Origin of the sequence: Streptomyces sp. NPDC015346 (assembly GCF_043078785.1) — a bacterium.
In the GTDB taxonomy this organism is placed as follows: Bacteria; Actinomycetota; Actinomycetes; order Streptomycetales; family Streptomycetaceae; genus Streptomyces.
In genome coordinates this window covers 165,738-180,642 of the sequence record NZ_JBIBTW010000003.1, presented here as the reverse complement: position 1 = coordinate 180,642, position 14,905 = coordinate 165,738, and the positions used below count along the sequence as shown (strand labels likewise).

Here is a 14,905-nt window from a genome sequence, read left to right as displayed (position 1 = left end):
CTTGACAGCGGAGTCTAGCCGGAGCATAGTCCCCCATCGCTAGACCGGTTTAGTTGCCCTGCTCGCCTCCGTCGGACAGCCTCCGTCAGAACAGACCGGGAGACTCACCCATGCGTACAGGCATGCGTACAAGCCACTGGATACGGCTGGCCGTGGCCGCGGTCGCCGCGGCGGCGCTCGCCGGCTGCGGCCTCGGCGACCCGAACGGCTCCGACGGCGCGGGCGACGCCGCCGCCGGGGGCGAGGTGACCGGCACGGTCTCGCTGCAGACCTGGGCCCTGAAGCCGAAGTTCACCGCGTACATGGAGGGCGTGATCGACGCCTTCGAGAAGAAGCATCCCGGAGTCCGGGTCGAGTGGCTCGACCAGCCCGGCGAGGGCTACTCCGAGAAGGTGCTCAGCCAGGCGGCCGGCGGCACCCTGCCCGACGTGGTCAACCTCCCGCCGGACTTCGCCCTCCCGCTGGTGAAGCAGCACATGCTGCTCGACGTGGCGAAGGCCGACCCGAAGCTGGACGCCGACTACGTCGACGGCGCCACCGCCGCCTACCGCTTCGCCGGCCAGGACGGCACATACGGCTACCCCTGGTATCTCAACACCGATGTGAACTACTGGAACGCGACGCTCCTCACCCGCTACGGCCTCGACCCGAAGAAGCCCCCGGCCTCCCTGGACGAGCTGATCGCCGCGGCCAGGACCGTCAAGGAGAAGTCGAACGGCTCGGTCTACCTGATGAGCCGCAAGCCGGGCCTCATGGACTTCGCCAACGCGGGCGTGAAGCTCATGTCCGACGACGGCAGGACCTTCACCTTCAACACCCCCGAGGCCGCCGCGCTCCTCGACACCTACCGGGACGCCTTCGAGGAGGGCCTGCTCCCCAAGGACGTGCTGACCGAGAAGTACGCCGGCAACGCCAAGCTGTTCACCTCCGGCACGGTCGCCTGGACCACCGCCGGCGGCAACTACATCACCTCGCTCGCCGCCGACAACCCGAGCCTCGCGCCCCAGGTGGTCTCCTCCCCCGCCATGGGCACCCCGCCGCTGTACGTCCAGGGCCTGTCGGTTTCCAAGGGGACGAAGAACCGGGCCACCGCCCTGGCGCTCGCGCGCTGGGTCACCAACGCCGGGAACCAGGCCGCCTTCGCCCGCCTCACCAGCATCTTCCCCTCGACGAAGGCCTCGGCGTCGGACGCCTTCTTCAGCCGGAGCGACGGCACCAACGCGGGCGACGCCAAGGTCACGGCCTTCACCTCGCTCGCCGGCGCCAGGATGCTGGAGCCCGTCCAGGCCAACGACGCGATCAAGACGGTGATCAACCAGCAGATCGCCCTCGCCCTCAGCGGCCGGGCCGGCTCCAAGGAGGCGCTGGACACGGCGGTCGCCCGCTGCAACCAGATGTTGAAGGACTGAAAGGACTGAAAGGACTGAAAGGACTGAAAGGACTGAAAGGACTGAAGGACTGACGCCCGAGCGGAAGGCTCCCATGACACACCGGCTCACCCACCGGCGCTGGTTCACTCCGTGGCTGCTCGCCGGGCCGGCCGTGGTCTGGCTCGCCGTCTTCAACCTGTGGCCCGCCGTCAACACCGTGATCCTGTCCTTCACCAACGCCAAGCCGCTGGGCGGCGGACACTTCACCGGCCTCGACAACTACGAACGGGCCCTGAGCGACGAGCAGTTGATCGACGCGCTCGTCAACAGCATCGTCTATCTCCTCGTCTGTCTGCCCCTGCTCACCCTGCTGCCGCTGCTGCTCGCGCTCCTCGTGGAGAAGAAGCTGCCCGGCATCACCTTCTTCCGTACCGCGTTCTACACCCCCGTGGTCGCCTCCGCCGTCGTGGTGGCGCTGATCTGGGGCTGGGTGCTCGACGACCGCGGCCTGGTCAACGGAATGCTGGGACAGCTCGGCCTCGCGGACCGGCCGGTCTCCTTCCTCACCGACCGCTGGCTGCTGCTGTTCAGCGCCATCGGACTGACGGTGTGGAAGGGCCTCGGCTACTACATGGTCATCTACCTGTCCGCGCTCGGGAACGTGGGCCGCGAGCTGCACGAGGCCGCCGCCGTCGACGGCGCGTCCGCCGTCCGCCGGTTCTGGCACGTCACCCTGCCCGGCGTCCGGCCGGCGATGATGCTGGTCTCGGTCCTGATATCCGTCTCCGCGCTGCGGGTCTTCTCCGAGCTGTACGTCCTGTCCAACGGCACCGGCGGCCCCGGCGGCCGGGACATGTCGGTGGTGATGCTCATCCAGATGTACAGCCGCGGCTTCACCGGGCACATCGGCTACGCCTCCGCCCTGAGCCTGCTCCTCTTCGTGATCACCGTCGGCCCGATGCTGCTGCTCGCCCGGCTCAACCGGAAGGCGGCCTGACCATGCCCGCACGGGGATTCGGCACGGTGACGCCGGCCGGGAAGGCCGGACGCTATCTGCTCCTGGCCGTGGTGCTGCTGCTCACGATCGGCCCGTTCCTGTGGCAGCTGTCCACCTCTCTCAAGGGCCCCGGCGAGGACGTGTACTCCCGTACGCCGGACTTCCTGCCCGACGACCCGACCTTCGCCAACTACGCCCAGGTCGCCGACACCATCCCGGTGTGGACCTACGCGGTCAACTCGCTGACCGTGGCCGGGATCGCGGTCGTCGGCAACGTGGTGGGCGCCACCCTCGCCGGATTCGCGCTCGCCCGGCTGAGATTCCGCGGCGTACGACTGGTGCTCGGCCTGTTCCTGGCCACGCTGGTGCTGCCCGGCGAGGTCACCATCGTCTCGCAGTACGTCACGGTGCGCGGCATGGGACTGACGGACACCCTCATCGGCGTGGCCCTTCCCGGGGCGATCGCCATGCTGAACGTCCTGCTGATGTACACGGCCTTCCAGGCCGTCCCGCCGGAGCTCGACGCGGCCGCGCTCGTCGACGGAGCCAACGTCTGGCAGCGCCTGATCCATGTCGGCCTGCCGAACGTACGGGGCATGCTCAGCGTGGTCGTGATCTTCACCTTCATCGGTGCCTGGGACGACTTCCTGTGGCCGCTGATCGTCCTGAGCGACCCCCAGCGGTACACCCTGACCGTCGGACTCCAGTACCTGAACGGCACGTTCGCCGCCAACCCCCGGCTGATCGCCGCGGGCACGATGATCGCCTTCCTGCCGATCGTCGCCGTCTTCGCCGCCCTCCAGCGGTTCTTCTTCAAGGGCGTCGAGGAAGGCGCCCTCAAGGGATGACCGAGGGACAGCAGGGCTCACCAAGGGATGACCGACGCAAAGGAGTCGATGCCGCGCATGACCCCGTCCCAGGCCTCCCCCACCGAACCCCGTCGCACCCCTCGCTTCGGCGTCAACTACACGCCGTCGCAGGGCTGGTTCCACCATTGGCTCGACTTCGATCTCGACGCCGTCCGGGCCGACCTCGACTCGATCGCCGCGCTGGGCCTCGACCACGTCCGGGTGTTCCCGCTGTGGCCCGTCTTCCAGCCCAACCGCACCCTGATACGGGCCCGCGCCGTCGAGCAACTGGTCCAGCTCGTCGACGCGGCCGCCGAACGCGGCCTCGACGTCGCCGTCGACGGCCTGCAGGGCCATCTGTCCAGCTTCGACTTCCGGCCCTCCTGGACGCTCACCTGGCACCGGCGCAACATGTTCAGCGACCCCGAGGTGCTCGACGGCCAGGCCGCCTATCTCCGCACCCTCGCCGCCGCGCTCGCGGACCGGCCGGGGTTCATCGGCATGACCCTCGGCAACGAGATCAACCAGTTCTCCGGCGATCCGCACCCCGACCCGGACCGGATCACCCCCGGCGAGGCCGAGGCCTGGCTCCGCCGCATGCTCGACGCCTGCGAGCGGGGCGCGCCCGGGAGGCTGCACCTGCACGCGGAGTACGACGCCGCCTGGTACCTCGACGACCACCCGTTCACGCCCGCCCAGGCGGCCCGGCTCGGCGCGGCGACGGCCGTCCACTCCTGGGTCTTCAACGGCACGGCGCAGCGCTACGGCGCCGAGGCCCCGGCGACCGGGCTCCACGCGGCGTACATGATCGAGCTGTCGAAGGCCTGGGCCGAGGATCCCGGACGGCCGGTGTGGCTGCAGGAGGTCGGGGCGCCAGCGCCGCACATCGCCGCCGACCGGGCCGCCGACTTCACCCGGACAACGGTGGCCGCCGCGCTCGACTGCCCGGATCTGTGGGGTATCACCTGGTGGTGTTCCCACGACGTCGACCGTGCGCTCGCCGACTTCCCCGAACTGGAGTACAGCCTGGGCCTGCTGACCAACGACCGCGAGGTGAAACCGGCCGGGCGGGCCCTCGCGCGGATCGTCGAGGAGGTCCGCGCGCGCGGGCACCGGGCCCGGCCGCGCACCACCGCGCTGGTCCTGGACCTGCCGGACGACGCGGCGAAGCGCTCGGTCTGCGCCCCCGGCGGGGCGTTCTTCGAGGCGTTCACGCGGCTGGCCGCCGACGGCGCAAGGCCGACGACCGTGCTGGCCGGACGGGCCTCGGACCCGGCGCATCTGGCCGCCCGCGGGATCACCGAGACCGTGACCGTCGACGACGTCGCCCGGTCCTGACCGACCGCGCCCACCCCGTCCCCACCCACGCGCCAGCCTCACACGTGATGGAGCGAGTGCCATGCATGACGACCGCGAGCTGATCGAATCCCGACTCAAGCGGGTCCTCGACGAACGGATCCGGCCGGCGATCCACCCCGAGTCGGTGCCCCTGGAGGTCGGGATCTGGACGGCGCCCGACGAACCGGTGCCGGTGGCCGAGGGCCTGGCCGCCCCCCGTACCCCCATCGCCGTCGGCGACGCCTGGGGAGCGCCCTGGGGTACGAGCTGGCTCACCGTCTCCGGCACGGTGCCGGCGGCCTGGGCGGGCCGGACCGTCGAGGCGCTGATCGACCTGGGCTTCGACGCCAACATGCCGGGCTTCCAGTGCGAGGGCCTGGTCTACCGGCCGGACGGCTCGCCGGTGAAGGGGCTCAACCCGCGCAACCAGTGGGTGCGGATCGCCGCCCCCGCGACCGGCGGCGAGGAGGTGCTGCTCCATGTGGAAGCCGCGTCCAATCCGGTGATCCTGGACTACCACCCCTTCCTGCCGACGGCGCTCGGCGAGAAGGAGACGGCGGGCGACACACCGCAGTACCGGCTGGAGCGGATGGAGCTGGCCGTCTTCGACGAGACGGTGTGGCAGCTGGTGATCGACCTGGAGGTGCTGGGCGAGCTGATGGCGGAACTGCCCGTGGAGGGGGCACGCCGCTGGGACATCCTGCGGGCGATCGAGCGGGCGCTGGACGCCATCGACCTCCAGGACGTGAACGCGACGGCCGCCGCCGCCCGGGAACGCCTCGCCGGGGTGCTCGCCTCGCCCGCCGAACCGTCGGCGCACCGGATCAGCGCGGTCGGCCACGCCCACATCGACTCGGCGTGGCTGTGGCCGCTGCGCGAGACGGTCCGCAAGGTGGCGCGGACCACGGCCAACATGACCGCGCTCCTGGAGGACGAGCCGGACTTCGTCTACACGATGTCGCAGGCGCAGCAGTACGCGTGGATCAAGGAGCACCGCCCGGAGGTGTACGCGCGGGTCAAGAAGGCGGTCGCGGAGGGCCGGTTCGTGCCGGCGGGCGGCATGTGGGTGGAGTCGGACACCAACATGCCCGGTTCGGAGGCGATGGCCCGTCAGTTCGTGCACGGCAAGCGGTTCTTCCTTGAGGAGTTCGGCGTCGAGAACGAGGAGGCCTGGCTGCCGGACACCTTCGGCTTCGCGGGCGGGCTTCCGCAGATCATCAAGGCCGCCGGGTCCAAGTGGCTGCTGACGCAGAAGATCTCGTGGAGTCAGGTCAACTCCTTCCCGCACCACACGTTCCGCTGGGAGGGCATCGACGGGACCCGGATCTTCACGCACTTCCCGCCGGTCGACACGTACAACTGCTCGATGCGCGGCAAGGAGATCGCCCACGCGGTCCGCAACTTCAAGGACAAGGGGCGGGCGCGACACTCGATCGCGCCGACCGGCTGGGGTGACGGGGGCGGCGGCACCACCCGCGAGATGATCGCGAAGGCGGCCCGGCTGCGGGACCTCGAAGGCTCGGCGCGGGTGCGCTGGGAGCGGCCCGCCGAGTTCTTCGCCAAGGCCGAGGCCGAGTATCCCGACCCGCCGGTCTGGGTGGGCGAGCTGTATCTGGAGCTGCACCGGGCGACGCTGACGAGTCAGGCGAGGACGAAGCAGGGCAACCGGGCGAGCGAGAACCTGCTGCGCGAGGCGGAGCTGTGGTCGGCCACGGCCGCCGTCCGGACCGGATTCCCTTATCCGTACGAGGAGTTGGACCGGATCTGGAAGACGGTGCTGCTGCACCAGTTCCACGACATCCTGCCGGGCTCCTCCATCGCGTGGGTGCACCGGGAGGCGGAGCGGACGTACGCGAAGGTGGCCGAGGAGCTCAACGGGATCGTCGACCGTGCCCAGCGGGTGCTCGCCGGTGACGAGTCGGCGGGAGGGGAGCCGCGCGGGGAGGTCGTCTTCAACGCGGCCCCGCACGAGCGGTCGGGCGTCCCGGCGGGCGGCGGGCGGGTGGTCACCGCGGCGGCGGGCGGTTGCGTCGTGGAGCCGCGGCCGGGCGGCGGGTTCACGCTCTCCAACGGGCTGCTGCGGGTGGCCGTGGACGGACGCGGTCTGGTGGTGTCGGTGGTCGACCTCGCCGAGGGCCGGGAGGCGCTCGCGCCGGGCGCCGCCGCCAATCTGCTGCAGATCCACCCGGACTTCCCCAACATGTGGGACGCCTGGGACGTCGACCAGTTCTACCGCAACACGGTCACCGACCTGACGGAGGCCGACGAGGTGGCCGTGGCGGCCGACTCCCCGCAGGCGGTGTCGGTGCGGGTGACCCGCTCCTTCGGCGCCTCCCGCGCGGTCCAGACGCTCACCCTGACCGCCGGATCGCCCCGGCTCGACCTGGACACCGAGGTCGACTGGCACGAGACGGAGAAGTTCCTCAAGGCCGCCTTCCCCCTCGACCTCCACACCGACCGCTACGCCGCCGAGACCCAGTTCGGCCATCTGTACCGCCCGACCCACACCAACACCAGTTGGGAGGCGGCCAAGTTCGAGGCGTGCAACCACCGCTTCGTCCACCTGGAGGAGCCGGGCTGGGGCGTCGCGCTGGTCACGGCCTCCACCTACGGTCACGACGTCACCCGCACCGTCCGGCCCGACGGCGGCACGACCACGACCGTACGGGTGTCACTGCTGCGCGCCCCGCGCTTCCCCGACCCGCACACCGACCAGGGCGTGCACCGCTTCCGGCATGCCCTGGTGCCGGGCGCCGCCGTGGGTGACGCGGTCCGCGAGGGCTACCGAGTCAACCTGCCGGAGCGCCGGGTTCCGGGGGACGCCGACGTCGCCCCGCTGGTGGCGGTGGACGACGACGCCGTGGTGGTCAGCGCCGTGAAGCTCGCCGACGACGGCGGCGGCGATGTCGTCGTGCGCCTCTACGAGTCCCGGGGCGGTCGCGCCCGCGCCCGGCTCACCACGGCCCTCGACCTCGCGGGGGTGCGGGTCTGCGACCTCCTGGAGCGCCCGCTCGCCGACGTACCGGACGGAGCCGTGCGGGAGGCGGACGGCGCGCTGGAGCTGCGACTGCGCCCCTTCCAGCTCCTCACGCTGCGCTTCGCCCGCTCCGGGGCCGCTCGGGCCGCTCGGGCCGCTCGGTGAGGTCGGGGCCGGGCCACCGCGGGTGGAGGGAGTCGATCCGGAAGTCATGAGCGTGGCGCCGGGCCGCACCGCGCAGGTGCGGGTGGTCCGGCGCCAGCTCGGGATGGACGTGCTCCAGCTCGTCGGGGTCCGTGCGCGGCCACAGCCTCACGGCGGCGACGGCCGCGAGGAGCGCGACGCCGCTCAGCGCGCCGGCCGAGACCGTGAGCCCGGCGCGCGCGGCCGTCCAGCCCGCGAGGGGGTAGGTGAGCAGCCAGCAGGCGTGGGCGAGGGAGAAGCGGGCCGCGAAGGCGGCCGGCAGGTCGGCGGTCGCCGCCGAGCGCCGCAGGAGCCGCCCGCCGGGCGTCAGGACCGCCGAGGTGGCGGCGCCGACGGCGCACCAGGCGGCGAGCAGGGCCGGCCAGGACCATGGGCCGGGGGCGGCGCTCAGGCCGGGCGGGAGGAGGGCGAGGACGGCGGTCGCCAGGAAGGCGGCGGGGAGCATCAGGGCCCGGTCCCCGACCCGGTCGAGGAGCCGGGGCAGGGAGAGCGCCGCGGCCATCGAGCCCGCGCCGTACGCGCCGAAGGCGAGCGCGACGTCGCCGGCCGGGCGGGCGAGCACGTCCCGTACCAGGACGACGGTGTTGACGAGGACCATGGCGCCGGCGGCCGCGACGACGAGTTCGAGCGCGAGGAGGGCGCGCAGGCGCGGGGTGGCGAGGAAGAGCCGGGTGCCGAAGGCGGCCCTGGTGAGCACGCCACCGGTCCGCTCGGCCGGGGAGGGGGCGGGCAGCAGGACGGAGGCGACCAGGGCCGCGGAGGCGAGGAACCCGGCGGCGGTACCGGCGAAGAGGGCGCCGGACGGGAGGAACGCCAGCAGGGCCGCCGCCAGGGCCGGGCTGAGGAGGTTCTCCAGGTCGTGGGCGAGGCGGGAGAGGGAGAGGGCGCGTGTGTAGTCGCGCTCGTCGGGCAGGACGTCGGGAATGGTGGCCTGGAAGGCCGGGGTGAAGGCGGCCGAGGCGGCCTGGAGCAGCAGGATGAGGACGTAGACCTGCCACACCTCGTCGACGAGGGGCAGCGCCAGGGCGGCGCTCGCGCGGATCAGGTCGGTGGCGACGAGGAGCACCCGCCGGGGTATCCGGTCGGCGACCGCGCCGATCAGCGGGGCGACGGTCACGTAGGCGACCATCTTGATCGCGAGGGCGGTGCCGAGGACGGCGGAGGCGTCGGCGCCGGCGAGGTCGTACGCGAGCAGGCTCAGCGCGACCGTCGCGAGCCCGGTACCCGCCAGGGCGAGGACCTGGGCCGTGAAGAGGCGGCGGTAGGTGGGGTGGCGCAGCACGGACAGCATGAGGTCCGCCCTCGTTCGGCTACGGGGTGCCTCACCACCGTAACTGACGTGTGCACGGGTGCGCACATGTTGAATTTTTCAGCTGCAGGCCGGGTCGATCGGGACCTTTGCGCGTGGCCGCCGTCAGTCGTGCCACGGCTCGCCGGTCACCTGGTGATCGGCGTGGCTGATCGCCTCGACGACGAGACGCCGCATGTGCCCGTCCGGCAGCGTGTAGACCACCCGGCGCCCGTCCTTGCGGTGCTGGACGAGGCCTCCGAGCCGGAGCTTGGCCAGATGCTGGCTCACCGCGGGCCTGGCGGCGCCGCAGGCCTCGGCGAGGGCGGTGACATCCGCTTCCCCGCGCGTCAGGAGCCACACGAGATGGAGTCGGGTCGGGTCCGCGAGCAGCGCGAAGACCCCCGCCGCGGCGGTGAGCTCCCGTGCGCCCGGGGTGCGCTCGTGCACATCACTCGCCGTTGAGATTCCCTCGCGTCCGGACATGAGGCCATCGTAGGCGCGGTACGGGGACGAGAACCGCGCGGGACGAGAACCCCGCAGGGCGAGAACCGCCCCGGGCGAAGGGGACCGGGGCGGATCAGGAGGGTGCCGTCAGAGCTTGTGCATGCCCTTGTAGGGGCTCAGGACGCGGATCTGGCTGGCTCCGAAGTCGACGAGAAGCGCACCCGTCGGCTCCATGCCAATGATCTTCCCGAGACCGTGACGATCATGGGAGACGCGGTCACCGACGGCGAACTCCTTGATCACGGGATCGACGGGAGCCGCGAAGGGGCTGGTGGACAGGTGGCGCCGGGGCGCGGATCGGTTCGTCATCGTGTAACCAGTATGCCCCGAGGGACAGCAACAGCACAGACTCGAACGCACGCCCCATGTCCGCCCGGGCGATCCCGCCCGGGGCCCATGGCGCCACCCTCCGCCCAAGTGGCCGGATTCACACGGAGATTACGCCGGACGGCACGAGCCCGGAACATCGCCAAGAGAACCCCGCTCACTCTCGGCGAGCGGAGCACGCATCCTGTCGATCAAGAGGCTCGGCACGGGTGCCGCGGGTGTCCGAACCGCTCTCCGGATGTACGCCTCCCGTGCCCCCTCAACACCCGGCCGACCAGGCCTTATGCCACCTTTTTCGACTGGGTTCCGGGGGATCCGCTTGCGCTAGGCTGACGCCCATGACGTCGACGGGAATCCGCGCGGGAATCCACCATGTCCCCTAAGCAACAGCGTGGCGAGGCCACCGTCGACCGGCTCCTGACCGCGGCGCTCCAGGTGTACGCGGAGGGCGGCCGGCAGGGGTTCACGGTGAACGCGGTCACCGCGGCCAGCGGCGTCAGTCTGGGCAGTCTCTATCACCACTTCGGCAGCTTCGACGGTCTGGCCGCGGGCCTCTACATCCGCTGCCTGGGACAGCTGTGCGACGAGGTCTTCGCCGATCTCAACCGCACGCGCACTCCCCGTACCGGAGTCCGCGCCCTCGTCAAGGCCTATCTGCGGTTCACGGTGGAGCACCGCGACGCCGCGCTCTTCCTGCACGCCTCCGCCTACTCGGGCTATCTCGCCACCCACGCCGAGGAGATCAGGGCGTTCAAGGCGGTCAAGTTCGCCTCCATCGCCGAGTGGCTGCGCCCGCACATCGAGGCGGGCGAGATCGCACCGCTGCCCACTCCCGTGCTCGAGGTGCTGGTCATGGGTCCGGTCGAGGAGACCGCGCGTCGCTGGCTGTCCAGCACGTACGACATCGACCTGAACCAGGCCGCGCGCATCCTGCCCGACCGGATCTGGCGTTCGCTGCGGCCCGACTAGCCGCGGGCCGGCCGGCCTTCCGGGTGGTCCAGATCCTCCTGCCGAATAGAAGATCTTTCTAGAAACGGCCATCGGTACGAAGCTTCCGTCGTCCACACTGGGCATGGTCCTCACGTCGATCGTTACCCAGGGGTGACGCCATGACCGACCACGTCAAGTACCTTCCCCCCGCCGCGATTCCGGAGAACGGCGTCGCGCGCTGGAGCGTCGCCGACGCCGAGCGCTGGCTGGCGGCCCGTATCCCCGCCCTCTTCGCGCCCGCGGCAGGCAGTTGGGTCCTCGCCGTCGTGGTCGTCGTCGCGTCCGTGCTGACCTTCTGGGACGCGCCCGAGACGGTCCGGCGCGGCACCGCGTGGGCGGGTTATTCCGAGACGGTGCTGCTCTTCTCGCTGCCGCTGTGGTTCCGCCACCTGCCGGTCCCGGCCCTGTTCTCCACGGTCGTCGTCGCGGCGGGCACGCTCACCTCCCTCGAGCGCGCGGCCGGCCCGGCGGGCCGGCTCGGGCACGCCCTCGTCCTCGCCGTCTGCGCCTGGGCGTTCGTCGGCGTCCTCGCCCGTCTCGCGGCGCGCCGCCGCCAGCGGGGGCTCGCGCTGGCCGCGGCCGGTCCTGGCCGGTTCCCCCTCCCGGACGGCCTGCCCGCGACGCACCGGCACCGCGGCCGCCGCTGGATCCTGATCGGCTCGGGCCTCTGTCTCGCCGCGGCCGGTCTCCTCGTCGACGGGCTCGTCCGTGACCTGTCGGCACGCGACAGCACCGTCCCGTACGACGCCGTCGGGCAGCAGAACACCGCCCTCCCGCTCCTCGTGCTCGGCACCTCGCTCCTCGGTCACGGTCTCGCCGCCCGCCGGGCGGCCCGCCGCCTGCGGGACGGGCCGCAGCCCGCGCTGATCGTGGGTGTACGGACGGACCCGTCGAGCCGGCACCACTGGATCCACGCCGACGCGCGCACCCCGTCGGCGCGGCCCCTGATCGCGTACGCCTCCTGGTTCCGCCCCACCCGCGGCGGCGACCGTCTGCTGCGGAGCGCCTCCGCCCCCACTCTGCGCGCGGAGCACCACGACATCGACGCCGCGGCGGAGCCGTACGAGGCCGTTCTGTACGGAGTTCCCGGGGACGGCGCCGAAGTCGTCCTGGAGTGCGCCGTGTACGACGGCGACACCCGGATCGTCTCCCAGGTCACCGCCGCGCCTCTGTTGCCCCGGCGGCGCCACCGTCTCGGCCGGTGGGAACCGGCCGACGGCTCCCACCGGGAGGCGGTACGGCGCGAGGAGGCCCGGCGGGAGCGGGTCAAGGCCGCCCTGCGGGAGGAGGCCGACCGCGCGCGGGCGCGATCGGCCTGGGGTGTCGCCGCGGTCAGCGCGGACCCGCCGCTCCCCTGGTCGCAGCCGCGCCGGTCGGAGAACTCCCACGGCTGCGGCGGCAGCGGGAGCGGGAGCGGCGGGGACGGGGACGGCGGTTGCGGTGGCTGCGGAGGGTGCGGCTGAGCCACCCGCTCACGGCTAGCGGCGGCCCAGGGAGCCGAGCAGGTCGTTGCAGGCCTGTTCGCAGGAGCGGCAGGCCTCGGCGCAGATACGGCAGTGGTCGTGCATGTCGGCGTGGGAGGCGCACTCATCCGCGCACGCCTTGCACACCGTGGCGCAGGCGTGCAGCATCGCGGCCGTGACACCGGCGTCGTACCCCGTGTGGCGTGAGAGCACGGCCGCCGTGGCGGTGCAGATGTCGGCGCAGTCCATGTCGGTACGGATGCACTTGGTCAGATCGCCGACCATGCCTTCGGACAGACAGGCGTCCGCGCAGGCGGTACACGCCTGGGCGCACGCGCCGCATTCCTCGATGCAGCGGGTCAGCTTTCCCGGGTCGATCCCGCCGAGACCGGCCGGGTACGTGGCGAGCATGTCCCTCACGGTGGTACTGGACATCGTCGGTGACCTCCTCACACACCGCGGGCCCGGTGGACCGGACGGTCCGGGATCAGGCGCGGCCCGCGGCCTTCTGGCTCCTGCGGGACAGGGAGTCGACGACCACCGCGGCGAGCAGGACCGACCCGGTGATCATGAACTGGACGGCGTTGCTGACACCCATGATGTTCATCCCGGACTGGATGGATCCGATCACCAGGGCGCCGAGCAGCGCGGACCAGACGGAGCCGCGGCCGCCGAACAGGCTCGTACCGCCGATGACGGCCGCCGCGATGACGTTCATCAGCAGGTTGCCGCCACCGGAGGTCTGGCTCGCGGACTGGATCTGGCCGGCCAGGAAGATGCCTCCGATCGCGGCCATCGTGCCGGCGATCGTGAAGACGGACATCCGGACGAACGGCACGCTGATGCCGGCCCGGCGGGCGCCCTCGATGTTGCCGCCGACGGCGAAGATCCGGCGGCCGTAGGTGGTGCGGCGCAGCACGAAGTCCAACAGCACCAGCAGGATCAGGAAGATCAGGAGGGCCAGCGGAAGGCCTTGGTACTGGTTGAGGATGTACGCGGCGGCGAAGGCGATCGCGGCGATGACGACCGTACGCAGCACGATCTCCGCCACCGGGCGGAACGGCACCCCGGCCTTCCTCCGGCGTCCGGCGTCCAGCAGCGAGGCCGTCAGGAAGAGACCGACACCCACGGCCGCCGTCACATAGGCGGCGGCCGGGCTGTGGAAGATCGTGGAGTAGAGCCTGGCGACGATGGACTCGCTGGGGATGTTGACGGTGCCGCTGGTGCCGAGCACCTGCAGCATCAGTCCGTTCCAGGCGAGGTTGCCGGCCAGGGTGACCACGAACGCCGGTACTCCCACTTTGGCGAAGAAGAAGCCGTGGATGAGGCCGACGGCCGCGCCGCCGGCCACGGCGACCAGGAGCGCCAGCCACTCGTTCATGCCGTTGAGGACGTTGAGCACGGCGAAGAGCGCGGCGCACAGGCCGCTGACGGAGCCGACGGAGAGGTCGATCTCGCCGAGCAGCAGCACGAAGACGATCCCGACGGCGATCATGCCGGTGCCGACGATCTGCTGACTGAGGTCGGAGAGGTTCTGGGCCGAGAGGAACGCGCTGTTGAGGCTGCCGAACACGGTCCAGATGATGATCACGGCGACGACGACGGGGAGAGAGCCCAGCTCACCGCTGCGCAGCTTGCGCCGGAACTCCCCGAGGTAGCCCCGCACGCCCTCCTCGCGGACGAGCAGGCGGGTGTCGACGGCGGGCAGGGCGTCGCGCGCCGGCTCCTGGGCAGCAGCGTCGTCGGGGCCTCTGCCGAGGCCTCCGGCGGGGTCTTCGCGGGGGTCGTTGCCGGGGCCTTGGTCGCGGCTCATCGCTCTCCCTCCTCCTCCCGCTTGCGGGCCTGGCGGCGGGTGACGGCGCTGTCGGTGGCCCCGGTGATGGCGGAGATGATCTCCTCGGTGGTGGTGGAGCGCTTGTCGAAGAACCCGTTGTTCCGGCCTAGGCGCATGACCGCGATCCGGTCGGCGACCGCCATCACGTCGACCATGTTGTGGCTGATCAGAATGGTGCCGAGGCCGCGGTCGCGGAGCCGCTCGACGAGGTCGAGGACCTGGGCGGTCTGCTCCACGCCGAGCGCGGCGGTGGGCTCGTCCAGGATGACGACCTTCGGTTCGCCGATGAGCGAGCGGGCGATCGCCACGGTCTGGCGCTGGCCGCCGGAGAGGGAGGCGACGGGGATGCGGACGCTGGGGATGCGGATGGACAGCGTGTCCAGCAGTTCGCGGGAGCGCTGGTCCATACGGACCTCGTCGAGGATGCCGAAGCGGCGCAGTTCGCGGCCGAGGAAGAGGTTGCCGACGACGTCCAGGTTGTCGCACAGCGCCAGGTCCTGGTAGACGGTGGCGATGCCGAGGTTCTGGGCGTCGTGCGGCCGGTTGATGGCGACCCGGCGGCCCTCCCACTCGATGACGCCCTCGTCGGGCGGGTTCACTCCGGCGATCGCCTTGACGGCGGTGGACTTGCCGGCGCCGTTGTCGCCGACGAGCGCGACGACCTCGCCGGCGTGGACCTCCAGGTCGAACCCCGACAGGGCCTGGACCGCACCGAACCGTTTGGAGATCCCCCGCAGTGTGAGCACAGGTGCCTCCGGCAAC

At 71.7% G+C, this 14,905-nt stretch carries 13 protein-coding genes; 7 read left to right on the top strand and 6 right to left on the bottom strand.

The window, feature by feature from the left end:
• The first annotated feature begins 122 nt into the window (after positions 1 to 122).
• The 5 genes from ACF06X_RS11690 (at position 123) to ACF06X_RS11670 (ending at position 7,695) form a co-directional block, all read left to right on the top strand.
• Positions 123 to 1,409 (top strand): ABC transporter substrate-binding protein, encoded by a 1,287-nt coding sequence (locus ACF06X_RS11690; RefSeq protein WP_392287065.1) that lies wholly within the window; start codon positions 123 to 125, stop codon positions 1,407 to 1,409.
• Positions 1,410 to 1,482: 73 nt separating this feature from the next.
• Positions 1,483 to 2,367: a carbohydrate ABC transporter permease gene (locus ACF06X_RS11685; RefSeq protein ID WP_392287064.1), complete on the top strand. Its 885-nt coding sequence runs from the start codon at positions 1,483 to 1,485 to the stop codon at positions 2,365 to 2,367.
• A 2-nt stretch (positions 2,368 to 2,369) separates the two neighbouring features.
• On the top strand, positions 2,370 to 3,215 hold the full coding sequence (locus ACF06X_RS11680) for a carbohydrate ABC transporter permease (RefSeq protein ID WP_392287063.1): 846 nt from the start codon (positions 2,370 to 2,372) through the stop codon (positions 3,213 to 3,215).
• A 57-nt stretch (positions 3,216 to 3,272) separates the two neighbouring features.
• The gene (locus tag ACF06X_RS11675; protein ID WP_392287062.1) at positions 3,273 to 4,553 is read left to right on the top strand and encodes a glycosyl hydrolase; all 1,281 of its coding nucleotides are present in this window, start codon (positions 3,273 to 3,275) and stop codon (positions 4,551 to 4,553) included.
• Between the two features lie 61 nt (positions 4,554 to 4,614).
• Positions 4,615 to 7,695 (top strand): alpha-mannosidase, encoded by a 3,081-nt coding sequence (locus tag ACF06X_RS11670; protein WP_392287061.1) that lies wholly within the window; start codon positions 4,615 to 4,617, stop codon positions 7,693 to 7,695.
• Here the strand turns inward: ACF06X_RS11670 and ACF06X_RS11665 are convergent.
• The 3 genes from ACF06X_RS11665 to ACF06X_RS11655 all read right to left on the bottom strand — a co-directional run bounded on the left by ACF06X_RS11665 (position 7,640) and on the right by ACF06X_RS11655 (position 9,838).
• Positions 7,640 to 9,025 (bottom strand): MFS transporter, encoded by a 1,386-nt coding sequence (locus tag ACF06X_RS11665; protein ID WP_392287060.1) that lies wholly within the window; start codon positions 9,023 to 9,025, stop codon positions 7,640 to 7,642. The two genes, ACF06X_RS11670 and ACF06X_RS11665, sit on opposite strands and share 56 nt — an antisense overlap.
• Positions 9,026 to 9,148: 123 nt before the next feature.
• Entirely contained in the window at positions 9,149 to 9,508 is a 360-nt protein-coding gene (locus ACF06X_RS11660; protein ID WP_392287059.1) for an ArsR/SmtB family transcription factor, read from the bottom strand.
• Between the two features lie 108 nt (positions 9,509 to 9,616).
• Positions 9,617 to 9,838, bottom strand: a complete 222-nt coding sequence (locus tag ACF06X_RS11655; RefSeq protein ID WP_158984957.1) for a hypothetical protein — start codon at positions 9,836 to 9,838, stop codon at positions 9,617 to 9,619.
• Between the two features lie 390 nt (positions 9,839 to 10,228).
• Here ACF06X_RS11655 and ACF06X_RS11650 point away from each other — a divergent pair, with 390 nt between their 5' ends.
• Positions 10,229 to 10,825 carry a TetR/AcrR family transcriptional regulator gene (locus tag ACF06X_RS11650; protein ID WP_392287058.1) on the top strand — a complete coding sequence of 199 codons (597 nt, stop codon included), beginning with the start codon at positions 10,229 to 10,231 and terminating at the stop codon, positions 10,823 to 10,825.
• 140 nt (positions 10,826 to 10,965) lie between these two features.
• Positions 10,966 to 12,309, top strand: a complete 1,344-nt coding sequence (locus ACF06X_RS11645; RefSeq protein ID WP_392287057.1) for a hypothetical protein — start codon at positions 10,966 to 10,968, stop codon at positions 12,307 to 12,309.
• Between the two features lie 15 nt (positions 12,310 to 12,324).
• Here ACF06X_RS11645 and ACF06X_RS11640 read toward each other — a convergent pair whose 3' ends face one another.
• From ACF06X_RS11640 to ACF06X_RS11630, 3 genes are read right to left on the bottom strand one after another with little or no spacing between them, the layout of a single operon-like run.
• On the bottom strand, positions 12,325 to 12,744 hold the full coding sequence (locus tag ACF06X_RS11640) for a four-helix bundle copper-binding protein (RefSeq protein WP_392287056.1): 420 nt from the start codon (positions 12,742 to 12,744) through the stop codon (positions 12,325 to 12,327).
• A gap of 52 nt (positions 12,745 to 12,796) precedes the next feature.
• Positions 12,797 to 14,122, bottom strand: a complete 1,326-nt coding sequence (locus ACF06X_RS11635) for a sugar ABC transporter permease (protein WP_392287055.1) — start codon at positions 14,120 to 14,122, stop codon at positions 12,797 to 12,799.
• On the bottom strand, positions 14,119 to 14,904 hold the full coding sequence (locus tag ACF06X_RS11630; protein ID WP_392287054.1) for an ATP-binding cassette domain-containing protein: 786 nt from the start codon (positions 14,902 to 14,904) through the stop codon (positions 14,119 to 14,121). The genes ACF06X_RS11635 and ACF06X_RS11630 overlap by 4 nt, the downstream gene beginning before the upstream one ends.
• Between the last annotated feature and the right edge of the window lies 1 nt (position 14,905).